Consider the following 23109-nt stretch of genomic DNA (forward strand, 5'->3'; position numbering starts at 1 on the left):
CCTGAAGCGCTGAGTACGCCTCAGGGTAAAAGAATTAGCCGGGCCTTTCCACTTTGCCAGGCAGCCTGTCCCGGAGCCACGCGCAAAACTGGTGGGTTAGCGGGTCATTTTCGCTTTCACGATGGATAAGCCACGCCCAGTCAGCACCGCGTACGCTTTGCTCCACCAGCGGGATGAGCTGCTCGTTTGCCCTTTTTCTGTCTGCCAGCAGCTGGCTGACAAGCGCAATACCAAGCCCGTCTGCGGCGGCGTCAAGCAACAATCCTGGATCGGAGAAATTCATCCCCTGACTTTGCTGGCCGACGTCCACCCCGCCAGCCACACTCCAGTGCTCCCAGCTCATCTCGCGTTCGCCGTGCAGCGTGGTTCGCTGCTCTACCGGCATATCCTGCACGGCGGGATGGCAGGCCGGATAAAGTCTATCCTTGTACAACACCTCGAAAAGACATTCCGCCTGCTGGCTGAGGTCATCCCGGATAGCCACGTCGATGGTTTCACTGGCCATGTCCGGCGGATCAAAACTGGTGAACAGCCAAAGATCGGTCTGCGGATACCGGCGATTAAAATCCGCCAGATTAGGCAACAGCCAGTGTCTGGCGAAAGCGGGCGTGGTGTTCACGATAAGCTGGTTCGGCTTGCGGTACTGATCGAGCCGACGGATACCCACCGCCAGCTGTTGCAGCATGACCTGCGCGGTGCTGTAGAGATCCTGCCCGGCGTCCGTAAGGCTGACGCTGCGCCCGCTGCGAAAGAACAGCGGCTGCTCCAGGTAATCCTCCAGGCTGCGGATTTGCTGGCTGATGGCCGATTGGGTCAGGTGCAGTTCAGACGCAGCCTGGTGAAAGCTTCCCAGACGCGCAGCGGCTTCAAACCCACGTAGGGCATTTAACGGTGGCCAGTGTTTTAACATATCGATAAGCCAGGCTAATCAGATGTCCGCTAAATATATCGTTGGAAGCTGAATTCAGCCAGTGATGGAATATCCACCTGCAACACTGAGCAGAATTTCTTACATTAAACAGCTATATGGGAGTCCGGTATGTCAACGCGTCGTGAATTTATCAAATGTGCCTCGGTGCTGGCCGGGATGGGCATGGCGGGCTCTTTCGGGCTGCCTGTTTCCGCCTTCGCGGCCGCTAGCGCTGGCTGGCGCATGCCTGACGAAGGCGAGCTGCAGCAGCGTGCATTTATCGCGTTTGGCGCTCAGCGAGCGATCTGGAAAGATTTTACCCCTGGCGTGCAGGATGCCCTGGGCCGCATCGCGCACGCTATCGCCGGTTTCCAGCCGCTAACGGTTTTTTGTCGCGAACACGAACGTGAGCTGGCGGAGGAAAAATGCGGCAGCCACAACGTGACTTACGTGGTGACTGAGCTGGACGACATCTGGATGCGGGACACCGGCGCGTGCTTTGTCACTTCACCGGAAGGCAAACTCGCCGCCGTGGGCTTTAACTTCAACGGCTGGGGCAATAAGCAGCGGCACAGCAAAGACACGAAGCTGGCGGCATTTATGGCCGAAAAATACGGTGCATCGCCGTTCATCCGCAGCGCGCTGACGGGCGAGGGTGGCGGGATTGAAGTGGACGGGCACGGCACCGGCATCATGACCGAAAGCAGTTGGGTAAACGCCAACCGTAATCCGGGCTGGAGCCGCGACCGGGTAGAGCAGGAGCTAAAAACGCAGCTTGGCCTGAGAAAAATCATCTGGCTGCCGGGCATCAAAGGGAAAGATATCACCGACGCCCATGTCGATTTTTACGCCCGTTTTGTTGAGCCAGGCGTGGTGATCGCCAACCTCGATCCCGACCCGGATTCCTGGGACCACAAAGTGACGCAGACTCACCTGGACATCCTCAGGCAGGCAACTGACGCCGAAGGTCGCAGGCTACAGGTTCACACCGTCACGCCGCCGCAGGCTCCACGCGCAAGCCGCTTCAGCGAAGGAAACCCGGATTTTGCCGCCGGATACATCAACTACTTCGTGATCAACGGCGCGATTATTGCCCCGGAGTTTGGCGATGAAGAAACAGATGAGGCGGCGTTTAGTTTGCTGTCGACGCTCTACCCTGAGCGTGAGATTGTGCAGCTTAACATCGACGCAATTGCCGCCGGAGGCGGCGGGATCCACTGCGTAACGAATCAGTTACTCGCCGTGAAATAACAAAAGGGAGCGCAGCTGACGCTCCCTCTTATTTAACCCACCCTTTCCACTTTCCCCACCAGCAGGATGTAAGAAAGTGCTCCCAACAGCGCTACCACGGAGATATAAACCAGCGCCGGGGCAAAGCCGTAGCTTTGGGCGAGATAGCCAATCACCAGCGGCACGGTGATCCCGCCCAGGCCGCCGACAAAGTTAAACACGCCGCCCGTCAGGCCAATCAGGCGCATTGGTGCCAGGGAGGACACCAGCGACCAGGTGATGGACGCAAAGCCGTTGCCGAAGAAGGCGATCGCCATCAGCGTCATGATCCATACCGGATCGTTGGTGTAGTTGGCACCCATGATACAGGTAGAGATCAGCAGTCCGCAGATGATTGGCGCTTTACGCGCGATCCCCAGCGAATAGCCTTTACGCACCAGGCGGTCCGCAACCCAGCCTGAAAGCAACACGCCGAAGAAGGCCGCCAGGAACGGCACAGTTGTCATAAATCCTGCCTTCAGCGCGGTAATGCCTTTTTCCTGCGTCAGATAGTTAGGGAACCAGGTCAGGAAGAACCACAGGGTAGACGTGACGGCAAACTGCCCGAGGTACACGCCTACCAGCTTACGGTGGAACACCAGTTTCCAGTCGGCGGCGCTCAGCGGCTTACGCGCTTTCTTTTCTACCGGAGCATCGCCGTCTACGAGGCCACCGCCTTCGCGAATATAGTCCAGCTCGGCGGCGTTAATGCCTTTGCTCTTACGCGGCGGCTGATAAACCTTAAACCAGATAATCGACCAGATGATGCCGATCCCACCGGTTACGATAAAGACCCAGTGCCAGCTTAAAAGCTCCTGAATCCAGATCAGCAGCGGCGTCAGGAATGCCAGGCCAACAAACTGCCCGGAGGTGTAAAAACCTACCGCAGACGCACGCTCGTGCTCCGGGAACCAGCTTGTCACCATGCGGTTATTGGTCGGGAACGCTGGTGCTTCAAAAATACCGGTAATCGCGCGCAGGCCAATCAACGACATCAGGCCGGTCGCAAACCCCTGGAATAACGTGGCAACGGACCATCCCATGATGGCAATAAAATAGGTCAGTCGAGAACCCACGCGGTCGAGAAACCAGCCGCCAGGGATCTGGCACAGGGTATAAAGCCAGGCAAAGGCCGAGAAGATATAGCCCATTTCCGTTTTGGTGATGCCAAATTCTTCCTGAATATGGGCCGACGCGACCGCGAGGTTGGCGCGGTCAACGTAACAAATCACCACCGTAATAAAGATCATCACCAGCGTTAAATAACGGCGGCGCGTAGGTTTCACCGCAGTTGCAGAAATATCCATGATATTTCGTCTCCAAAAAATAGCATGGCGAAGCTGCTCACCATGCCCTGTTATACAGAGGGTGTTTATAATGTTTTATTGTTTACAGCTAACTTCTGACGTTATTTATTTACCATTCAGCCACGGAGCCGTCGGCATGACGCCATAAAGGGTTTCGCCAGTCGGTAACGTTTTTACTGCGGGCAATCACCTGTTCTTCGTCAATTTCAACCCCAAGACCCGGCTTCATTAGAGGCAGGAAATAGCCGCCGTCCATTTTAAAATCTTCTTTATTTTTCACGAAGTCGAGCAGCTCGGCGCCTTTGTTATAATGGATGCCCATGCTTTGCTCCTGGAATACCGCGTTGCGGGAAACAAAGTCGATGTGCAAACAGGCGGCCAGCGCAATCGGCCCCAGCGGGCAATGCGGGGCCAGAGAGACATCGTAAGCCTCTGCCATACCGGCAATTTTATAGCATTCCGTGATGCCACCCGCATGGGAGAGATCCGGCTGTAGAATGGCGATCCCGCCCGCTTCCAGCACTCGCTTGAATTCAAAGCGAGAGAACATACGTTCCCCGGCCGCAATAGGAATATGCGTTTGTGCCGCCAGCCGTGGATAATATTCTGCCTGTTCCGCCAGAACCGGCTCTTCAATAAACAGAGGGCGATATGGCTCCAGCTCTTTAATTAATACTTTCGCCATCGGGGCGCTAACTCGCCCATGGAAATCAAGGCCAAATTCAATTTCATTGCCGAAGGTTTCACGAATTTGAGCCACGGTATTGACGGCAGCATCAACGGCACGGGAATTATCGATAATGCCCATTTCCTCGCAGCCATTTAATTTAAAAGTATCAAATCCGATTTTACGTAAGGACTTAATCCCGTCGATCACTTCTGCCGGGCGGTCGCCGCCTACCCAGCTGTAGGCTTTAATTTTATCCCGCACCAGGCCGCCCATCAGCTGCCATACCGGCGCGTTAAGCACCTTACCTTTAATATCCCAGAGTGCTTGATCGATCCCGGCGATGGCGCTCATCAGAATCGGGCCGCCGCGGTAGAACCCACCGCGATACATCACCTGCCACAGGTCGTTAATGCGGGCCGGATCCTGGCCAATCAGGTATTCGCTTAGTTCATGCACCGCCGCCTCAACGCTGCGGGCGCGGCCTTCGATAACAGGCTCTCCCCAGCCCACTACGCCTTCGTCAGTCTCAATTTTCAGGAACATCCAGCGCGGCGGTAAACGGTACGTCGTCAGTTTGGTAATTTTCATTGCACGGCCTCTTGATACGCTTTAACAAATGCTTTTGCCCTTTCGCTGGTGCGGCTCACCGGCTGCCCGGCACGGTATAAATCGCTGCCCAACCCCGCCCCGGCGCACCCTGCCTGCAGCCAGATATGCAGGTTTTCCGGCGTCACGCCACCGACGGCAAACACCGGCACATCCGGCGGAAGCACGGCTTTCAGCGCCTTGATGTAGTCCGGCCCGAAGGCAGAAGAAGGGAAAATTTTCAGCGTCTGCGCGCCCGCATCCAGCGCGGAAAAAGCCTCAGAGGCTGTCGCACAGCCCGCACAAACCGTCATACCGCTTGCCACGGCGCGGCGGATCACGTCGGGCTGTGTGTTCGGCGTGACCATCAGCTTGCTGCCCATTGCCGCAAGCTCGTCTACCTGCTCCGTTTTTAGCACCGTGCCCGCCCCGATCAGCGCTTTATCGCCGAACTCCGCGGCCATAGAGGCGATGCTTTGCTGCCACTGCGGTGAATTGAGGGGAATTTCCACCGCATCAAACCCGGCGTCCAACAGCGCGATTACGTGCGCCTGGACCTCCTGCGGGGTGATGCCGCGTAAAATCGCGATCAGCGGAAGCTTAGTTTGCCACTGCATTTGCAATACTCCTTATTCCTGCCTGGAAAGCATTGTCGCCATCCACCACCGGGCTGCTAAAGCCGAGCAGGGATAAAGCTGCCTGATAGCGAGCGCTAAGCGCGGGATTGGCCACAATGGTGACAGGCTGCCCGACCGGACAGGCAAAACGGCGCGTCATCGTCGCCACTTCACTGCCAATCAACAGCCCGGAAAGGAAATCGCTTACCTGCTCTCGCGGTAGCTGGCCCAGTACGTGCGCGGCGCGTACCTCAAAGAGTTGAGGCAGCAGGTCGCCATCATTGATCCCACGCTCGAGTCCGGCGTTAAACGCCTCAGGGCTGGCCTGCTGTTCTGGCAGACCAGTACCAATCAGGGAATGCTGAAGCAGCAGATGATGCAGTTCGCCGGTCAATACGGTGCGAAAATCGAGTACCGACTCTTCATCCGTTGGCACCCATTTGCAGTGGGTACCGGGCATAATGTAAAGCGGAGCAGGCTGCAGCGAGCGGGCACCCAACAGTTGGGTTTCTTCGCCGCGCATCACGTTTTGGTTATCTTCGCGCTGCACGCACAGGCCAGGGACTATCCACACTTGCTCTGCCACGGCGGTCATCTGCTCGCTGAAAGTGGCAAAACGCGCGGGGCACGGCAGATAGGGGGCAATTTTCCAGCCCGCGTTGCTGCCAACCATACCGGCCATCAGCACAGGCGTGGGCGTATCTCGCCAGCCTGCAACAATTTCACTAAACACCGCCTCCGGGGATCTGCCGCCCAGGCGCGTCACGCCTGAAGTACTTTTGCGGCTGTCGATACAATCCCCGTCCTGGTAGAGCCAGGCGCGAAGGTTGGTCGATCCCCAGTCAATGGCGATGTAGCGAGATGTCATGTAATGTCCTTTAGTCGTTTAGTGGAGCTGGCGATCATGGTGAGCGCCGCCTGCTCCGCTGCCGCGCTGTCCTGATGACGGATCGCGTCATACAGCGCTTTATGTTCCTGAAGGGTTCTCGGCATGTTGGCCTCATCCCCCATCCAGGTTCGCTCAAAAACGGCCCGCTGCAGGGAGCTGATAGCAATACTCAACTGCTGCAAAACCGGGTTATGCACGGACTCCAGCACCGCTTCGTGGTAGCGGATATCCGCCTCGTTAAACGCATCGCGATTCTGGTTGTTCGCGACCATATCGTTCAGGGCACCTTCTATTCGGGCCAGATCATTCGATGTCGCGCGCTCCGCCGCCCAGCGGGCAATGGCGGGTTCAACCAGATTTCGTACTTCACTCATCGCGGCGATAAGGCGCGGGTCGTAATCGTTCGCCAGCACCCACTGCAGCACCTCGGTATCGAGGTAGTTCCACTGATTACGGGGCTGAACGAACGCGCCGCGATAACGCTTCATTTCAATCAACCGCTTTGCCATCAGCGAGCGAAACACTTCCCGAATGATGTTGCGCGAAGTTTCAAACTCTTCGCATAGCTCGGCTTCTGCCGGTAATGCCGCGCCCGGCGCGTATTTACCACTCACGATTTGCTGGCCCAGCGTGACGATGATGCGGTCGGTTTTATTGAGGCTCATAACGGATTCCTTGTGAACAAAGTCTTACCCGCTACTTTACCGCCCCAGCTGAATTTCACCGCATTTTTGAAGTACAAATGTGAGACCAACTGCCGTTTCATTGCGCTCAATGTAGTACAATATATTCATGTTGTACTACAATATGGATCACATAATAGGCAATTCACGATCGAAAGAGTAAAAAAAGCCCCGGCAGAGCCAGGGCAGCGGAGGTGAGAAGAGGCGGTTAATTCAGCACAAACTTCTCGATAGCGTAGGCCACGCCATCTTCCAGGTTGGATTTGGTGACGAAGTCGCTGACGGCTTTCACTTTGTCGGTCGCGTTGTCCATCGCCACGCCCATCCCAGCGTATTCCAGCATTGCGATGTCGTTTTCCTGGTCGCCGATGGTCATTACTTCTTCCGGCTTAATGCCCAGTTTCTCCGCCAGTGACTTCACGCCGGTGCCTTTGTTGACGCGCTTGTCGAGGATTTCCAGGAAGTAAGGCGAGCTTTTCAGCAGCGTATAGCGCTCAAAGACCTCGGCAGGGATTCTGGTGATGGCCTCATCGAGAATGGCCGGCTCGTCAATCATCATGACTTTCAGGAATTCGCCGTTTTTATCCATGTTTTCCGCTTCGCAGAACACCAAAGGAATACTGGCGATAAAGGACTCATGCACCGTGTAATAGCTGATATCGCGGTTCGCGGTGTACAGGGTATGGCGATCCAGCGCGTGGAAGTGTGAACCCACTTCGCGGGACAGGTTTTCCAAGAAACGATAGTCGTCATAGTTCAGCGCCGTCTGGGCGACGGTACTGCCGTCGCTTGCCTTCTGCACCAGCGCGCCGTTGTAAGTGATGCAGTAGTCACCGGGCTTATCCATCTGCAGCTCACGCAGGTAGCTTTCAACGCCAGCAAACGGACGACCGGTACAGATCACGACGTTCACGCCGCGTTCGCGCGCCGCCGCAACGGCCTGTTTTACCGCCGGAGAGATAGTGTGGTCTGGCAGCAGCAGCGTGCCATCCATATCAATTGCAATCAGTTTTATGGTCATGAGATCTTCAGAGGTAATGGATTTACCTCATGCTAACGCGATTCCGCTCAAAAAACAGCAGCAAACTCCGGGGAAAAGGGGGATGAGAGGCGAGGAGCAAACTCCTCTTTTAAACGCCCCGGACGTAAAGCCGGGGCCAACAAAAAGGCTAGCTGAACAACTTACCTTTCAACAGGTTAACGCCCGCGCTTAGCAAGTCGTCATGGGCTTCCGGCGTCACTTCACCGTTGGGCGACAGCGCGTCGATCACCTTCGGCAGGTATTCCGCCAGTAAAGCGGAAGCCGAGCCGGTATCCACGCCCAGTTTTTCCCCCAGCGCGGCAACGGACGGCGAGCCCAGGGCCTGAGTTATCTGGTCGCCGCTCAGCGACTGGTTTGTCGTATTGCTGCTAAGCCAGGAGGAAACAATATCGCTTAAGCCCCCCTGCCGCAGCTTGTCCAGCAGCGCCTGAATACCGCCCTGCTGTTCTACCCAGCTTAGAATGGCCTGATATTTACCGGCGTCGCCGTTCAGCAGCGAGCCCGCAACCTGATCAAAAAGTCCCATGGGGTTTCCCTCTGTGATGTAGAAAATCGACACCGGAAAGTATAGCGCCCATAAAAAAAGCCGTGCTAAAAGCACGGCTCCATCATGATGGTGATACAAACATATTGATGCGATACCAGAGAGCACCAAAAAATAAACCAGGAAAATCAATTCATTGATTTTCGACTGCTAACCACAAAGAAGGAAAAACCACGCTTTTTCCTTCTTTGTCAAAAAGATAAAGCCGTGCTAAAAGCACGGCTCCTGGATCGGAACAGTTTTTGTTAGATATCGATGTTCGCCGCTTTCAGGGCGTTCTCTTCGATAAACGCACGACGTGGTTCAACCGCATCGCCCATCAGGGTGGTGAACAGCTGGTCCGCGGCAATCGCGTCTTTAACGGTCACGCGCAGCATGCGGCGGCTGTCTGGATCCATGGTGGTTTCCCACAGCTGGTCCGGGTTCATCTCGCCCAGGCCTTTATAACGCTGGATAGCGAGGCCACGACGGGACTCTTTCTGCAGCCACTCCAGCGCCTGCTCGAAGCTGGCTACCGGCTGACGGCGTTCACCGCGTTCGATAAAGGCATCTTCTTCAATCAGGCCACGCAGCTTCTCACCGAGTGCGCAAAGACGGCCATATTCGCCCCCTTCCACAAACTCTTTTTCCAGCACGTAGTCGGTGTCCACGCCGTGAGTACGCACGCGTACAATCGGCTCAAACACGTTCAGCTCGCTGTTATGGTGAATATCGTATTTCCAGGTGCTGCCGTGCTGCTCTTTTTCGTTCAGCGTCGCGGTCAGCGCAGAAATCCACTGCGTCACTTTCGCTTCATCGGCCAGGTCGGCCACCTGCAGCGTTGGGTGATAAACCAGGTTGTTCAGCAGGTTACGCGGATAACGGCGCTCCATGCGGCCAATCATTTTCTGCGCGGTGTTGTACTCGGCCACCAGCTTCTCAAGCGGCTCACCGGCCAGAGCAGGTGCACTGGCGTTGGTGTGCAGAGTCGCGCCGTCAAGGGCGATAGCGATCTGGTACTGGTCCATCGCCTCATCGTCTTTGATGTACTGTTCCTGCTTGCCTTTCTTCACTTTGTACAGCGGCGGCTGGGCGATATAAACGTGGCCGCGCTCAACGATTTCCGGCATCTGACGATAGAAGAAGGTCAGCAGCAGCGTACGAATGTGGGAGCCGTCAACGTCCGCATCGGTCATGATGATGATGCTGTGGTAGCGCAGCTTGTCCGGGTTGTACTCGTCACGGCCAATGCCGCAGCCCAGCGCAGTGATAAGCGTCGCCACTTCCTGAGAAGAGAGCATCTTGTCGAAGCGCGCCTTCTCAACGTTGAGGATTTTACCTTTCAGCGGCAGAATCGCCTGGTTCTTACGGTTACGCCCCTGTTTTGCAGAGCCGCCCGCAGAGTCCCCTTCCACAAGGTACAGTTCAGACAGAGCCGGGTCGCGTTCCTGGCAGTCCGCCAGCTTGCCCGGCAGGCCAGCCAGATCCAGCGCACCTTTACGGCGGGTCATTTCACGTGCGCGACGTGCAGCTTCACGGGCACGTGCAGCATCGATAATTTTGCCGACAACGATTTTTGCGTCAGACGGGTTTTCCAGCAGGTATTCGGCCAGCAGTTCGTTCATCTGCTGCTCAACCGCGGATTTCACTTCCGAAGAAACCAGCTTGTCTTTGGTCTGGGAAGAGAACTTAGGATCCGGCACTTTCACGGAAACAACGGCAATCAGGCCTTCACGCGCATCGTCACCGGTGGCGCTGACTTTGGCTTTTTTGCTGTAGCCTTCTTTGTCCATGTAGGCGTTCAGGGTACGGGTCATCGCCGCGCGGAAGCCCGCAAGGTGAGTACCGCCGTCGCGCTGAGGGATGTTGTTGGTGAAGCAGTAGATGTTTTCCTGGAAACCGTCGTTCCACTGCAGCGCCACTTCCACGCCGATACCGTCTTTTTCAGTGCTGAAATAGAACACGTTCGGGTGAATCGGGGTTTTGTTCTTGTTGAGGTACTCAACAAACGCCTTGATACCGCCTTCGTAGTGGAAGTGATCCTGCTTGCCGTCGCGCTTGTCGATCAGGCGGATAGACACGCCGGAGTTCAGGAACGACAGCTCGCGCAGACGCTTAGCCAGGATTTCGTATTCGAATTCGGTTACGTTGGTGAAGGTTTCGTGGCTCGGCCAGAAACGCACCTGAGTCCCGGTCACATCGGCGTCACCGGTCACTGCCAGCGGAGCCTGAGGCTCACCGTGGATGTAGGTTTGCTGATGCACTTTGCCTTCGCGGCGAATCACCAGTTCCAGTTTCTGGGACAGGGCGTTAACCACCGAGACGCCTACGCCGTGCAGGCCGCCGGAGACCTTATAGGAGTTGTCATCGAACTTCCCGCCAGCGTGCAGTACGGTCATGATAACCTGCGCCGCAGAAACGCCTTCTTCCGGGTGAATACCGGTCGGAATACCACGGCCATCATCGGTTACCGAGACGGAGTTATCCGCGTGGATAGTGACCACGATGTCTTTACAGTGGCCCGCGAGCGCTTCGTCGATAGCGTTATCCACGACCTCAAATACCATGTGGTGCAGACCGGTGCCGTCATCCGTATCGCCGATATACATGCCCGGGCGCTTACGTACCGCATCCAGCCCCTTAAGGACTTTGATACTGGAGGAGTCATAAGAATTCGACATCAACGTTTCTCGCTCATTTAATCTTGGGTTAATCCGCTATTTTACCCTGATCCACGGCGAACATCTTTGAATTTTTGTCCGCCATATCCATCACATGTTCGGCGCTTATCGCGCTAACAAAAACTTGTGACTCCGTGGCCTTTAACCGGCTGGCCAACAGGCCGCGCCTGGCGTCATCCAGTTCAGAGGCAAAATCATCTATCAGATACAGGCAACGCCGCCCGTTCTGCCGGGTGAGAAACTCACCCTGCGCCAGTCGTAAGGCGCACATCAGTAATTTAAGTTGCCCGCGCGAGAGCGTGTCTTCCACCGGCGCCCCGTCGGCACGAATACGAAAATCCGCTTTATGCGGGCCGTGCGCGGTATAGGTCAGCATCCGGTCGCGTTCGAAATTGCGCTCCAGCACTTCGCTATAGTCGCTCTCTTTCTCCCAGCCGCGCTGGAAGGAGAAGCTCAGGGCAAATTCCGGTAAAAACTGTGCGCAGGTATCTGCCATATCTTCCGCAATGGCGGCGCTGTAGTCGGCGCGCCAGCGACTGATTTGCTCGGCCAGCGGAATCAGCTCCTGATCCCACGGGCGCAGCTGCGCGTAGCGTGTCACCTGGCGCAACGCGGCGTTACGTTGCTTCAGCAGGCGTTTGAGGTTGCTCCAGGCCACAAAAAAGCCAGGTTCATTGTGAAAACAGCCCCAATCAAGGAAAGCTCTACGGTATTTGGGGCCACCGCCCAGCAAAGTAAACCCCTCAGGGGTAATCAGCTGCATCGGTATCATCATCGCCAGTTCGGCGATTTTGTGGCCGTCGCTGCCGTCAATGCGCACTTTGCTGTCGCCGGTACGGTCTTTGGTCAGGCCGATCGCGGTTTCCCTTTCACCGTCCTGAAGCCGCCCGTGCAAAACAAAAGCGTCCTGCTCATGGCGGATCACGCGTTCAATTTTCAGGCTGCGAAAAGCCCGACCGTGCCCGAGGGTGTAGATCGCCTCAAGCACGCTGGTTTTGCCGCTGCCGTTAGCACCGACCAGAAAATTAAAGCCAGGAGAAAGAGCGAGATCCGCGTTTTCGATGTTGCGAAAGTCTTTAATCAGCAAACGCGTAAGTGACATCTACAGTCTCATTGGCATAACAACATAGGCCGCCGCCTGGCTGGCCGCGTCTTCAATCTGCACGCTGGAAACGGAGTCGGTCAGCAGAATGCGGACGTTCTCGCACTTCAGGGCGTTCAGCACGTCCAGCACATAGCTGACGTTGAAGCCGATTTCCATCTCGGTACCGTCGTAGGAAACGTCCAGAATCTCTTCTGCTTCTTCCTGCTCGGGGTTGTTTGCCGTGATTTTCAGTTGGTTTTCGCTGACGAACAGGCGCACGCCGCGGAATTTCTCGTTCGACAGAATCGCCGCACGCGCAAACGCCTGCTTCAGCAGATCGCAGCCTGCATCAAGGTGTTTATCCGGGTTCTTCGGCAGCACGCGACGGTAATCCGGGAAGCGGCCATCCACCAGCTTGGAGGTAAAGATGAAGTCACCGACATGAGCGCGAATGTTATTGCTGCCGATTTGCACGCGCAGCGGAGTTTCACCGCCGTCGAGCATACGCATCAGCTCAATCACGCCTTTACGCGGCACGATAACCGAATGATTTGGCAAAGGCTGACCAACCGGCATTGAACAGACCGCCAGACGGTGGCCATCCGTTGCAACGGTACGCAGATCTTCGCCTTCGGTTTCGAACAGCATGCCGTTCAGGTAATAGCGAACGTCCTGATGCGCCATAGAGAACTGCGTGGCTTCGATCAGGCGCTTCATGGTCGCCTGCGGCAGGGTAAATTCTACCTCGCTCTGCCAGTCGTCCAGGTTCGGGAAGTCCGCCGCCGGCAGCGTGGAAAGCGAGAAGCGGCTACGCCCGGAGCGAACCAGCATGCGGTCGCCCTCCAGCTGTACCGCAATTTCAGCCCCTTCCGGCAGGCCACGGCAGATATCGAAGAATTTACGTGCAGGTACGGTTGTTGCCCCAGGTTCATGAGGCTGTACCAGCGCCACGCGCGCCACCATCTCCATTTCCAGATCGGTACCGGTTAAAGAGAGTGCACCTTCAGCCACCTGCAGCAGCAGATTGCCCAGGATAGGCAGAGTAGGACGGCCTCCGAGGGGGCCACTTACCTGCTGCAGCGGTTTTAATAAATGTTCACGTTCAACGGTAAATTTCATAGCGTCACGAAGATAATGTTCTGATTAAATTGGAGAAATCTTCTTTGATATCGTGGCTTTCTTCACGCAACTGCTCAATCTTGCGGCAGGCATGTAAAACCGTGGTGTGGTCGCGTCCACCAAAAGCATCGCCAATTTCCGGCAGGCTATGGTTGGTCAGCTCTTTTGCCAGCGCCATCGCCATCTGGCGCGGGCGGGCAACGGAACGGGAGCGACGCTTGGACAGCAAGTCAGCGACCTTAATTTTATAATACTCGGCCACCGTTTTCTGAATATTATCGATGGTGACCAGCTTCTCCTGAAGCGCCAGCAGATCGCGCAGCGCTTCACGCACGAAGTCGATGGTAATCGCCCGGCCTGTAAAGTTGGCGTTGGCGATTACGCGGTTCAGCGCCCCTTCCAGCTCACGGACGTTGGAGCGCAGTCGCTTGGCAATAAAGAAGGCCACTTCGCCCGGCAGACGGATATCGTTCTCGTCGGCCTTTTTCATCAGGATCGCCACGCGGGTTTCAAGCTCCGGCGGCTCGATCGCTACCGTCAGCCCCCAGCCGAAACGGGATTTCAAACGATCCTCCACGCCGTTGATCTCTTTTGGATAGCGATCCGACGTCAGAATGATCTGTTGATTCCCTTCCAGCAGGGCATTAAAGGTGTGGAAAAACTCTTCCTGAGAACGTTCTTTATTGGCAAAAAACTGGATGTCATCGATAAGCAGCGCATCCACCGAGCGGTAATAGCGTTTGAACTCTTCGATGGCGTTGTTCTGCAGCGCCTTAACCATGTCCTGAACAAAACGCTCAGAGTGCATGTACACCACTTTAGCATTCGGCTTGCGGGCCATGATGCCGTTACCCACCGCGTGTAAAAGGTGAGTTTTACCTAAACCGGTGCCGCCATAAAGGAAGAGCGGGTTATACGCGCCGCCTGGGTTATCGGCCACCTGGCGTGCCGCCGCGCGGGCCAGCTGGTTCGATTTACCTTCAACGAAGTTATCAAAGGTGTGTTTCAGGTTAACGTTAGAACGGTAGGACGGCTCAGCAGGCGCAGGCACATTGTCCCAGCTTGGGCGCATTGGTGCCACAGCGCGAGCAACCTGCGCAGGAGCGGAGGTCGTGGCCAGCTCGGCAACAGGCTGCGTCACGGGCTTACTGCCCACTTCAAAACGCAGCAAAGGCGCGTCGGTGCCGCAGAAATCGTTGAGCAGGCCATTGATATTATTAAGGTACTTATCCCGCACCCAGTCGAGTACGAAACGGTTAGGCGCGTACAAAGCCAGCGTGTTATCGCTCAGTTCCGCCTGTAGGGGGCGTATCCACATACTGAATTCTGTGGCTGGTAACTCATCCTGCAATCGGGCAAGACACTGCTGCCAAAGCGAAAGTGACACGGCGGACTCCACTCGAACAAAGTCGATAAAAAGACGAAGACTGAAAGTTATACATTCATGATTGTTGACACGCGCTCTCAGGCTGTGGGAGGCGCGCGAACCGCTATTTGCGGTTTCCCCGGTGAAGGCTGGATCACGATCGGGACCGCGGATCATAGCCTAAAGCGCGGCAGAGATCTTCTGTTTCTCACAGATTCTTCACGAATTATCCACAGGGAAGTTTTGAGCGGGTTAAGTGTAATCGATCCTGGCACACGTGCAGCGTATAACCGTCTCATATTGGAAAATTTAATGACTAGCGCACAAATATCGCTAAAGAGATCTGATGAAGATCCTCGCGGATCCTTGCGCTTTCACGGTAAGCCCGTATAATTCTCCACCCGTCGCGTAATGCCGCTGTACTTCAGCGGAGATCCGGGCCTCTTTTCGGGGTCAAAAAGGGCGCAGCAGTAAGGGAATTGAATTGACTCCGGAGTGTACAATTATTACAATCCGGCCTCTTTAATCAGCCACACTGAAGCGTAAGTCGTTCGCAGACCCTGTAGGGCGTTACGCAAATCCAGTGAAATTTAATAGTTTAGGTAGAAATCGCCATGAAACGCACTTTTCAACCGTCTGTACTGAAGCGCAACCGTTCTCACGGCTTCCGTGCTCGTATGGCTACTAAAAATGGTCGTCAGGTTCTGGCACGTCGTCGTGCTAAAGGCCGCGCTCGTCTGACCGTTTCTAAGTAATAAAAGCTAACCCCTGAGTGGTTAAGCTAGCTTTTCCCAGGGAGTTACGTTTGTTAACTCCCAATCATTTCACATTCGTCTTCCAGCAGCCACAACGGGCTGGCACGCCGCAAATCACCATTCTCGGCCGCCTTAATTCGCTGGGGCATCCCCGCATCGGTCTCACAGTCGCTAAGAAAAACGTAAAACGCGCCCACGAACGCAATCGGATTAAACGTCTGACGCGTGAAAGCTTCCGTCTGCGTCAGCACGAACTGCCACCAATGGATTTCGTGGTAGTAGCGAAAAAAGGGGTTGCCGATCTGGATAACCAGGCTTTATCGGAAGCATTGGAAAAGTTATGGCGCCGCCATTGTCGCCAGGCTCGCGGGTCCTGATAGCCCTCATCAGGGTCTATCAACGCCTGATTAGTCCGCTTCTCGGGCCGCATTGTCGTTTCACCCCAACCTGTTCTCACTACGGAATTGAGGCCTTGCGCAGGTTTGGAGTGTTAAAAGGCAGTTGGTTAACGATGAAACGCGTACTAAAATGCCACCCTTTGAACCCTGGTGGAGACGATCCCGTTCCGCCCGGACCTTTTGATACCAGAGAACACTAACGATGGATTCGCAACGCAATCTTTTTCTCATCGCTTTGTTGTTCGTGTCTTTCATGATCTGGCAAGCCTGGGAGCAGGAGCACGCTCCTCAACCTCAGGTGCAGCAGACCACGCAGACCACGAACAGCCAGGGTAACGCCGCTAACCAGGGTGTGCCGGCCAGTGGCCAGGGAAAACTCATTACGGTTAAAACTGACGTTCTTGAACTGACCATCAACACCCGCGGTGGTGATGTAGAACAAGCGCTGTTGCCAACCTACCCGAAAGAGTTGAAATCCGCAGAGCCGTTCCAACTGCTGGAAACCACGCCTGAATTTATCTACCAGGCACAGAGCGGCCTGACCGGTCGTGATGGCCCGGATAACCCGGCGAACGGCGATCGTCCGCTGTATAACGTCACTGCCGATACCTTCGCGCTGGCGGATGGCCAGAACGAACTGGTTGTCCCGATGACGTTTACCGACGCCGCTGGCAACACCTTCACCAAGACCTTCACCCTGAAACGCGGTGAGTTCTCTGTGGGTGTGGACTACAACGTGAAGAACGTGGGCGAGAAACCGCTGGAGCTGGCAACCTTTGGTCAGCTGAAGCAGTCCATCAACCTGCCTTCTCATCGCGACACCGGCAGCAGCAACTTTGCGCTGCATACCTTCCGTGGTGCGGCGTACTCCACCCCGGACGCGAAATACGAAAAAGTTAAGTTCGACAACATCGCTGACGGTGAAAACCTGAACGTCAACGCCAACAGCGGTTGGGTGGCGATGCTGCAGCAGTACTTTGCTACCGCATGGGTACCGCATACTCAGGGCGCGAACAACTTCTACACCACCAAACTGAACAACGACGTTGCGGCAATTGGCTACAAATCTGCCTCGCAGATCGTCCAGCCAGGCCAGACCGCTCAGATGGGCAGCACCCTGTGGGTAGGTCCAGAGATTCAGGACAAAATGGCGGCCGTTGCGCCACACCTTGACCTGACCGTAGATTACGGCTGGCTGTGGTTCATCTCTCAGCCACTGTTTAAGCTGCTGAAATTTATCCACAGCTTCATCGGTAACTGGGGCTTCTCCATTATCGTTATCACCTTTATCGTTCGTGGCATCATGTACCCGCTGACCAAAGCGCAGTACACCTCGATGGCCAAAATGCGTATGCTGCAGCCAAAACTGGCGGCCATGCGTGAGCGTATCGGTGACGACAAGCAGCGTATGAGCCAGGAAATGATGGCGCTGTACAAAGCTGAGAAGGTTAACCCGCTGGGCGGCTGCTTCCCGCTGATCATCCAGATGCCAATCTTCCTGGCGCTGTACTACATGCTGATGGGCTCCGTTGAACTGCGCCACGCGCCGTTCGCACTGTGGATCCACGACCTGTCTGCACAGGACCCGTACTACATCCTGCCGATTCTGATGGGCGCCACGATGTTCTTCATCCAGAAGATGTCGCCGACCACCGTAACCGACCCGATGCAGCAGAAGATCATGACCTTTATGCCGGTCATCTTCACCGTGTTCTTCCTGTGGTTCCCGTCAGGTCTGGTGCTGTACTATATCGTCAGCAACCTGGTGACCATCCTTCAGCAGCAGCTGATTTATCGCGGTCTGGAAAAGCGTGGCCTGCATAGCCGCGACAAGAAAAAGACCTGATAATATTTGGCGTTAAGCTTATGAAAGGCGGTCGATTGACCGCCTTTTTCTTTTTGATTCAAGGTCTGAGATAAACGATGAGCAATCATGACACTATCATTGCCCAGGCTACTCCGCCGGGGCGTGGCGGCGTAGGTATCCTGCGTATTTCCGGCCGTCAGGCGCGCGAGGTCGCGGAGGCGGTGCTCGGTAAGCTGCCGAAGCCACGCTACGCGGATTACCTTCCCTTCCGTGATGCCGACGGTAGCGCGCTGGATCAGGGCATTGCGCTGTGGTTTCCTGGCCCGAACTCCTTCACCGGTGAAGATGTTCTTGAACTGCAGGGGCACGGCGGCCCGGTCATTCTCGACCTGCTGCTAAAACGCATTCTGACGCTGCCGGGTTTACGCATCGCCAATCCCGGTGAGTTTTCCGAGCGCGCATTTCTGAACGATAAGCTCGACCTGGCGCAGGCAGAAGCCATTGCCGACCTGATCGATGCCAGCTCCGAGCAGGCCGCTCGCTCAGCGCTTAATTCGCTGCAGGGAGCGTTCTCCGCGCGTATTAACCACCTGGTGGAAGCCCTGACTCACCTGCGTATCTACGTGGAAGCGGCTATCGACTTCCCGGACGAAGAGATCGACTTCCTCTCCGACGGAAAAATAGAAGCCCAGTTGCATCGGGTCATTGGCGATCTTGACGCGGTGCGCGCCGAAGCCCGCCAGGGCAGCCTGCTGCGCGAAGGCATGAAGGTGGTGATCGCCGGACGCCCTAACGCCGGTAAATCCAGCCTGCTGAACGCGCTGGCCGGGCGCGAGGCCGCTATCGTCACCGATATTGCCGGCACCACGCGTGACGTGCTGCGCGAACATATCCACATCGACGGCATGCCGCTGCATATCATCGATACCGCAGGCCTGCGTGAAGCCAGCGATGAAGTTGAACGCATCGGGATTGAGCGTGCCTGGAAAGAGATTGAGCAGGCGGATCGCGTGTTATTCATGGTGGACGGCACCACCACCAACGCCGTTGACCCGGCGACGATTTGGCCAGATTTTATCGCTCGTCTACCGGAGCGTTTGCCGATTACCGTGGTGCGCAATAAAGCGGACGTCACTGGAGAAACGCTTGGCCTGAGCGAAGTAAATGGTCACTCACTTGTCAGGCTCTCCGCCCGTACCGGGGAAGGTGTCGACGTGCTGCGCGCGCATCTGAAAGAGAGCATGGGCTTCGAAACCAACATGGAAGGCGGCTTCCTCGCCCGCCGCCGTCACCTGCAGGCGCTCGAGCAAGCCGCTGAACACCTGCAACAGGGCAAAGCCCAACTGCTGGGTGCCTGGGCTGGCGAATTGCTGGCGGAAGAGCTGCGTCTGGCGCAACAGAACTTAAGTGAAATCACCGGCGAATTTAGCTCTGACGACCTGTTAGGCCGCATCTTCTCGAGCTTCTGTATCGGGAAATAACCCCTTACCGCCGCCCCGCGTCACACTTCATGATGCGGGGCATTTTCCTCATATTTAAAATACTTCATCATTTCAAGACGATGTCTTCAGATCGACATTTTTAAGTGCTTCACTGACGCAAACCACTAAGAATTTTCCCAGGATTGAATATATAATATATTGCTCAAAAAATAGGTCACTCTATTGAAGAGCATCAATGACAACGCATTGAGCCAGAGACTACTATTCGATCCCTGACAAGATTCAGGATCGGATGCGGAGCGCTGTTTCAGCCACCCGAAGCAGCATGACATCGACTGACCATTATCAAGGAGCGACAAATGGCGACGCATTTTGCAAGATGGGCTCTGAACCCTCCCAACCTCACTTCACCCCGGCTGAGCGACGAGGTTCTTAACGCCGCCAGCCTGATGCCGGAGCACCGCCGCACGCGCTATCTCGCGTCGCGTACGCTGGTCGCAGAAATGATGTTTATGCTCTATGGCACCCAACGCCTGCCGCAAATCATCACCTCTACGGCAGGTCGCCCGCGCTTTGCCGACGCGGAACTGCCGGATTTCAGCATTGCCTATGCCGGTAACATGGTGGGCGTGCTGTTGGCCACCGAAGGGCGCTGCGGGCTGGACATGGAGCTTCGCCGCAGTTTCCAGGCACCGTCCCCGGTCGTGCCGCCGTCTCAGTCCAGCAGCAGCGAGATCACCTGGATCAACAACCAAAACGATCCTAATGAAGCCCGTACCCAGCTGCATACGCTCCGCCGTAGCGTCCTGAAACTGACGGACAATCCCCAGACGAGCCAGAGCACACTACAATTGTTGCCGGGCTCTGGTCGTCTGCGCGTCATAAACGAGCCGCATATTGAAGCGATCAGCGATGCGGAAGATATCCTTATCTGGGGCTGTGCCGTAGCACCGGGCGTGGAACGCCTGAAGCTTTGGGAGTTCGACGGCCAACAGGGCTGGAACGCCCTGCCGGATGCCGAAGCACGCAGCCGAAGCGCTCAGGCGCGCATCATTCGCCTGACGGGTATATCATCAGAGACAGCAACGCCGCATAACACATTTTCCCGAACGTCCTGACACATAAAGGAGTACCAATGTCTGATTCGTTGAAGATAGTGACTTTACTGGGGAGCCTGCGTAAGGGTTCATTTAACGCGATGGTCGCCCGTACGCTGCCGAACATCGCCCCGGCAGGTATGCAGATTGATGCCCTGCCTTCCATTGGCGACATCCCGCTGTACGATGCCGACATCCAGCAGGAAGAAGGTTTCCCGCAGAGCGTGGAAGCCCTTGCCGAGCAAATCCGCCAGGCAGATGGCGTGGTGATTGTGACGCCTGAGTACAACTATTCCGTGCCGGGTGGCCTGAAAAACGCCATTGACTGGCTTTCTCGCCTGCCTGAGCAGCCGCTGGCCGGTAAACCAGTGCTGATTCAAACCAGCTCTATGGGCGCTATCGGCGGCGCACGCTGCCAGTATCACCTGCGCCAGATCCTTGTTTTCCTGGATGCGATGGTGATGAACAAGCCTGAGTTTATGGGCGGCGTGATTCAGAACAAAGTGGACCCACAGAGCGGCGAAGTGGTCGATCAAAGCACGCTCGACCATCTGACCGGGCAACTGACCGCCTTTGGCGATTACATCCGGCGCGTCAAAGCTTGATTCCAGGCCAAAAAAAACGCCAGTCACATGACTGGCGTTGTTGTTTTTAGCGTCTGGCTTTAATCAACAAACACAATTTTCAGCACAAACAGCAGCGCCACGATGATCACGCACGGGCTCAGCTCGCGCCAGCGGCCAGTGCCCAACTTCATGACACAGTAGGAAATAAAGCCCAGCGCGATGCCTTCGGTAATGGAGAAGCTGAACGGCATCATCACGGCGGTAACAAACGCCGGTACCGCTTCGGTCAGGTCATCCCACTTCACGCGGGCCAGGCTGGAAGTCATCAGCACGCCAACGTAAATCAGCGCCCCTGCGGCCGCATACGCAGGCACCATGCCCGCCAGCGGTGACAGGAAGATAACCAGCAGGAACAGCAGGCCAACCACGATAGCGGTCAGGCCGGTGCGGCCCCCGACGGAAACGCCGGATGAGCTTTCGATGTAAGCGGTAACGGAAGAGGTGCCGAAGAACGAGCCGGTCACGGAAGAGATACTGTCCACGAACAGCGCCTGCTTCATGCGCGGGAACTTGCCCTTCTCGTCGGTTAACCCAGCTTTGTCCGTGACGCCAATCAGGGTACCGGAGGAGTCAAACAGGTTCACCAGCATGAAGGAGAAGATGACGCCCGCGAGCCCCAGATTCAGCGAACCGGCTAAATCTACCTGCCCGACAACGCTGCTCACGCTTGGTGGCGCAGACACGATGCCGTGATACTGCACGTCGCCCAGCAGCCAGCCCAGCAGCGTGGTTACCACGATAGACACCAGCACCGCCGCGTGAATATTACGTGAAGCGAGAATCGCAATGATAAAGAAACCCAAAGCCCCCAGCAGCACGCTGTGGGAAGTCAGGTTCCCGATGCTGACCAGCGTCTCTTTATTGGCCACGATAATCCCGGCATTTTTCAGCCCCATCATGCCAATAAACAGGCCGATACCGCTGGTAATGCCAACGCGCAGGCCAAGTGGGATATTCGCAATCATCCAGTAGCGAACGCGGAAAATGGTCAGCAGCAGCAGGCCCACGGCGCCCCAGAAGATAGCGCCCATGCCGACTTGCCAGGACAGGCCCATCGCGCCAACAACCACGAAGGCGAAGAAGGCGTTCAGGCCCATCGCCGGTGCCAGCGCCACAGGCAGGTTGGCAAAAATCCCCATCAGGATGCTGCCAAAGGCGGCTATCAGGCAGGTGGTGACGAATACCGCCTGGGTATCCATCCCGGCTGCGCCGAGGATTTGTGGGTTAACAAAAACGATATACACCATCGTCAGGAAGGTGGTGAACCCGGCGATCACCTCGGTGCGGGCGTTAGTACCGTGTTCGCGTAATTTGAACGCGCGTTCGAGCAGCCCCGGGGTTGTTTCCGGAGTGGACTGTGGTTGGCTCATTATCGGTTTCCGAACTAAAAGAGGAAAAAATACGCCGCTATCCTATACCAAAATTGGCGGGGGATAACGCAAATCATCCACTTTTTTCGCTGAAATTACCGCAACGGGATCGATTGCGTTGCGCAAAAAGCATAGAGTAAACGTTAAACCTGAGAGAAAGGAAATGGCATGTCCCGGATAGAAGCGGTGTTTTTTGACTGCGATGGAACGCTGGTCGACAGCGAAGTCATCTGCTCCAAAGCCTACGTACATATGTTTGCGCAATATGGCATTCAACTTGCGCTCGATAATGTCTTTAAGACCTTCAAAGGCGTCAAACTCTACGAAATTATCGACACAATAAACGCTGAGTACGGCACCAGCCTGCCTAAGCTCGAACTGGAAGCGATTTATCGCGCCGAAGTTGCCCGCCTGTTTGACAGCGAACTTCAGGAGATCGCCGGGGCAAACACGCTGCTGGCGCAAATCAACAAGCCAATGTGCGTAGTGTCCAACGGCCCGGTCAGCAAAATGCAGCATTCTCTCGGCAAAACCGGGATGCTCGACTACTTCCCGAATGCCCTGTACAGCGGCTACGACATTCAACGCTGGAAGCCGGACCCGGCCCTGATGTTCCACGCGGCGAAACTGATGAACATGGACGTAGAGCATTGCATTCTGGTGGATGATTCTATGGCGGGTGCGCAGTCGGGTATTGCCGCGGGAATGGAGGTGTTTTACTTCTGTGCCGATCCGCATAACAAACCGATCGACCATCCAAAGGTGACGACGTTTACCGATTTGGCCGAGTTACCGGACTTGTGGAAAGCGCGGGGTTGGGAGATTACGGCGTAGGCGTTGCCCCTCCTTCTGTCTACTCGATTGCATGT

21 protein-coding genes and 1 pseudogene are annotated in these 23109 nt (G+C 55.8%); 9 read left to right on the forward strand and 13 right to left on the reverse strand.

Going from position 1 to position 23109, the window contains the following annotated elements; translation table 11 throughout:
- Positions 1–34 precede the first annotated feature (34 nt).
- Entirely contained in the window at positions 35–910 is an 876-nt protein-coding gene (locus LH23_RS04555) for a LysR substrate-binding domain-containing protein (RefSeq protein WP_039288893.1), read from the reverse strand.
- A 129-nt stretch (positions 911–1039) separates the two neighbouring features.
- Between LH23_RS04555 and LH23_RS04560 the strand changes: the two genes are divergently transcribed.
- Positions 1040–2161, forward strand: coding sequence for an agmatine deiminase family protein (locus LH23_RS04560; protein WP_039288895.1), 1122 nt, complete (start codon positions 1040–1042; stop codon positions 2159–2161).
- A gap of 32 nt (positions 2162–2193) precedes the next feature.
- Here LH23_RS04560 and LH23_RS04565 read toward each other — a convergent pair.
- The 11 genes and pseudogenes from LH23_RS04565 to dnaA form a co-directional block, all read right to left on the reverse strand.
- Positions 2194–3530, reverse strand: a pseudogene (locus LH23_RS04565) (MFS transporter).
- Between the two features lie 65 nt (positions 3531–3595).
- A complete protein-coding gene (gene dgoD, locus LH23_RS04570; protein ID WP_039288899.1) occupies positions 3596–4744 on the reverse strand; it encodes a galactonate dehydratase in 1149 nt (382 codons plus the stop codon).
- Positions 4741–5358 (reverse strand): 2-dehydro-3-deoxy-6-phosphogalactonate aldolase, encoded by a 618-nt coding sequence (locus LH23_RS04575; protein WP_039288901.1) that lies wholly within the window; start codon positions 5356–5358, stop codon positions 4741–4743. The genes dgoD and LH23_RS04575 overlap by 4 nt, the downstream gene beginning before the upstream one ends.
- A complete protein-coding gene (locus LH23_RS04580; protein ID WP_039288903.1) occupies positions 5342–6226 on the reverse strand; it encodes a 2-dehydro-3-deoxygalactonokinase in 885 nt (294 codons plus the stop codon). Before LH23_RS04580 ends, LH23_RS04575 begins: the two co-directional genes overlap by 17 nt.
- Positions 6223–6912: a D-galactonate utilization transcriptional regulator DgoR gene (dgoR, locus tag LH23_RS04585; RefSeq protein ID WP_039288905.1), complete on the reverse strand. Its 690-nt coding sequence runs from the start codon at positions 6910–6912 to the stop codon at positions 6223–6225. The genes LH23_RS04580 and dgoR overlap by 4 nt, the downstream gene beginning before the upstream one ends.
- Positions 6913–7138: 226 nt before the next feature.
- Positions 7139–7951, reverse strand: coding sequence for a sugar-phosphatase (gene yidA, locus LH23_RS04590; protein WP_039288907.1), 813 nt, complete (start codon positions 7949–7951; stop codon positions 7139–7141).
- 148 nt (positions 7952–8099) lie between these two features.
- A complete protein-coding gene (locus LH23_RS04595) occupies positions 8100–8498 on the reverse strand; it encodes a YidB family protein (protein WP_039288909.1) in 399 nt (132 codons plus the stop codon).
- Between the two features lie 263 nt (positions 8499–8761).
- Positions 8762–11176 (reverse strand): DNA topoisomerase (ATP-hydrolyzing) subunit B, encoded by a 2415-nt coding sequence (gyrB, locus tag LH23_RS04600; protein WP_039288911.1) that lies wholly within the window; start codon positions 11174–11176, stop codon positions 8762–8764.
- A 28-nt stretch (positions 11177–11204) separates the two neighbouring features.
- Positions 11205–12278 carry a DNA replication/repair protein RecF gene (gene recF / locus LH23_RS04605; RefSeq protein ID WP_039288913.1) on the reverse strand — a complete coding sequence of 358 codons (1074 nt, stop codon included), beginning with the start codon at positions 12276–12278 and terminating at the stop codon, positions 11205–11207.
- On the reverse strand, positions 12279–13379 hold the full coding sequence (dnaN, locus tag LH23_RS04610) for a DNA polymerase III subunit beta (RefSeq protein WP_039288915.1): 1101 nt from the start codon (positions 13377–13379) through the stop codon (positions 12279–12281).
- 4 nt (positions 13380–13383) lie between these two features.
- Entirely contained in the window at positions 13384–14766 is a 1383-nt protein-coding gene (gene dnaA, locus LH23_RS04615) for a chromosomal replication initiator protein DnaA (RefSeq protein ID WP_039296385.1), read from the reverse strand.
- A 593-nt stretch (positions 14767–15359) separates the two neighbouring features.
- On the opposite strand from dnaA, the gene rpmH reads away from it, so the two are divergent.
- The 7 genes from rpmH (at position 15360) to LH23_RS04640 (ending at position 20849) form a co-directional block, all read left to right on the forward strand.
- The gene (gene rpmH, locus LH23_RS23300) at positions 15360–15500 is read left to right on the forward strand and encodes a 50S ribosomal protein L34 (protein WP_000831330.1); all 141 of its coding nucleotides are present in this window, start codon (positions 15360–15362) and stop codon (positions 15498–15500) included.
- Between the two features lie 17 nt (positions 15501–15517).
- The gene (gene rnpA, locus LH23_RS23305; RefSeq protein WP_071842695.1) at positions 15518–15877 is read left to right on the forward strand and encodes a ribonuclease P protein component; all 360 of its coding nucleotides are present in this window, start codon (positions 15518–15520) and stop codon (positions 15875–15877) included.
- A complete protein-coding gene (gene yidD / locus LH23_RS23310; protein WP_071530513.1) occupies positions 15841–16098 on the forward strand; it encodes a membrane protein insertion efficiency factor YidD in 258 nt (85 codons plus the stop codon). The genes rnpA and yidD overlap by 37 nt, the downstream gene beginning before the upstream one ends.
- A gap of 2 nt (positions 16099–16100) precedes the next feature.
- Entirely contained in the window at positions 16101–17744 is a 1644-nt protein-coding gene (yidC, locus tag LH23_RS04625; protein ID WP_039288919.1) for a membrane protein insertase YidC, read from the forward strand.
- Positions 17745–17821: 77 nt separating this feature from the next.
- On the forward strand, positions 17822–19186 hold the full coding sequence (mnmE, locus tag LH23_RS04630; protein WP_039288921.1) for a tRNA uridine-5-carboxymethylaminomethyl(34) synthesis GTPase MnmE: 1365 nt from the start codon (positions 17822–17824) through the stop codon (positions 19184–19186).
- A gap of 320 nt (positions 19187–19506) precedes the next feature.
- Positions 19507–20265 carry a 4'-phosphopantetheinyl transferase family protein gene (locus tag LH23_RS04635; RefSeq protein ID WP_039288924.1) on the forward strand — a complete coding sequence of 253 codons (759 nt, stop codon included), beginning with the start codon at positions 19507–19509 and terminating at the stop codon, positions 20263–20265.
- A gap of 17 nt (positions 20266–20282) precedes the next feature.
- Complete coding sequence (locus LH23_RS04640) at positions 20283–20849, forward strand: NADPH-dependent FMN reductase (RefSeq protein ID WP_039288927.1); 567 nt, start codon at positions 20283–20285, stop codon at positions 20847–20849.
- A gap of 59 nt (positions 20850–20908) precedes the next feature.
- On the opposite strand, the gene LH23_RS04645 is transcribed toward LH23_RS04640, so the two are convergent.
- Positions 20909–22240: an NCS2 family permease gene (locus tag LH23_RS04645; protein WP_039288928.1), complete on the reverse strand. Its 1332-nt coding sequence runs from the start codon at positions 22238–22240 to the stop codon at positions 20909–20911.
- Positions 22241–22408: 168 nt separating this feature from the next.
- On the opposite strand from LH23_RS04645, the gene yieH reads away from it, so the two are divergent.
- Positions 22409–23074, forward strand: a complete 666-nt coding sequence (gene yieH, locus LH23_RS04650; protein WP_039288930.1) for a 6-phosphogluconate phosphatase — start codon at positions 22409–22411, stop codon at positions 23072–23074.
- Positions 23075–23109 lie beyond the last annotated feature (35 nt).

This window comes from Cedecea neteri (genome assembly GCF_000758305.1).
GTDB lineage: Bacteria > Pseudomonadota > Gammaproteobacteria > Enterobacterales > Enterobacteriaceae > Cedecea > Cedecea neteri_C.

What these genes read in the sequence shown, in the direction of transcription:
- LH23_RS04555 (WP_039288893.1), bottom strand. Translation starts at nt 910, where the DNA reads ATGTTAAAACACTGGCCACCGTTAAATGCCCTACGTGGGTTTGAAGCC.
- LH23_RS04560 (WP_039288895.1), top strand. Translation starts at nt 1,040, where the DNA reads ATGTCAACGCGTCGTGAATTTATCAAATGTGCCTCGGTGCTGGCCGGG.
- dgoD (WP_039288899.1), bottom strand. Translation starts at nt 4,744, where the DNA reads ATGAAAATTACCAAACTGACGACGTACCGTTTACCGCCGCGCTGGATG.
- LH23_RS04575 (WP_039288901.1), bottom strand. Translation starts at nt 5,358, where the DNA reads ATGCAGTGGCAAACTAAGCTTCCGCTGATCGCGATTTTACGCGGCATC.
- LH23_RS04580 (WP_039288903.1), bottom strand. Translation starts at nt 6,226, where the DNA reads ATGACATCTCGCTACATCGCCATTGACTGGGGATCGACCAACCTTCGC.
- dgoR (WP_039288905.1), bottom strand. Translation starts at nt 6,912, where the DNA reads ATGAGCCTCAATAAAACCGACCGCATCATCGTCACGCTGGGCCAGCAA.
- yidA (WP_039288907.1), bottom strand. Translation starts at nt 7,951, where the DNA reads ATGACCATAAAACTGATTGCAATTGATATGGATGGCACGCTGCTGCTG.
- LH23_RS04595 (WP_039288909.1), bottom strand. Translation starts at nt 8,498, where the DNA reads ATGGGACTTTTTGATCAGGTTGCGGGCTCGCTGCTGAACGGCGACGCC.
- gyrB (WP_039288911.1), bottom strand. Translation starts at nt 11,176, where the DNA reads ATGTCGAATTCTTATGACTCCTCCAGTATCAAAGTCCTTAAGGGGCTG.
- recF (WP_039288913.1), bottom strand. Translation starts at nt 12,278, where the DNA reads ATGTCACTTACGCGTTTGCTGATTAAAGACTTTCGCAACATCGAAAAC.
- dnaN (WP_039288915.1), bottom strand. Translation starts at nt 13,379, where the DNA reads ATGAAATTTACCGTTGAACGTGAACATTTATTAAAACCGCTGCAGCAG.
- rpmH (WP_000831330.1), top strand. Translation starts at nt 15,360, where the DNA reads ATGAAACGCACTTTTCAACCGTCTGTACTGAAGCGCAACCGTTCTCAC.
- yidD (WP_071530513.1), top strand. Translation starts at nt 15,841, where the DNA reads ATGGCGCCGCCATTGTCGCCAGGCTCGCGGGTCCTGATAGCCCTCATC.
- yidC (WP_039288919.1), top strand. Translation starts at nt 16,101, where the DNA reads ATGGATTCGCAACGCAATCTTTTTCTCATCGCTTTGTTGTTCGTGTCT.
- mnmE (WP_039288921.1), top strand. Translation starts at nt 17,822, where the DNA reads ATGAGCAATCATGACACTATCATTGCCCAGGCTACTCCGCCGGGGCGT.
- LH23_RS04635 (WP_039288924.1), top strand. Translation starts at nt 19,507, where the DNA reads ATGGCGACGCATTTTGCAAGATGGGCTCTGAACCCTCCCAACCTCACT.
- LH23_RS04640 (WP_039288927.1), top strand. Translation starts at nt 20,283, where the DNA reads ATGTCTGATTCGTTGAAGATAGTGACTTTACTGGGGAGCCTGCGTAAG.
- LH23_RS04645 (WP_039288928.1), bottom strand. Translation starts at nt 22,240, where the DNA reads ATGAGCCAACCACAGTCCACTCCGGAAACAACCCCGGGGCTGCTCGAA.
- yieH (WP_039288930.1), top strand. Translation starts at nt 22,409, where the DNA reads ATGTCCCGGATAGAAGCGGTGTTTTTTGACTGCGATGGAACGCTGGTC.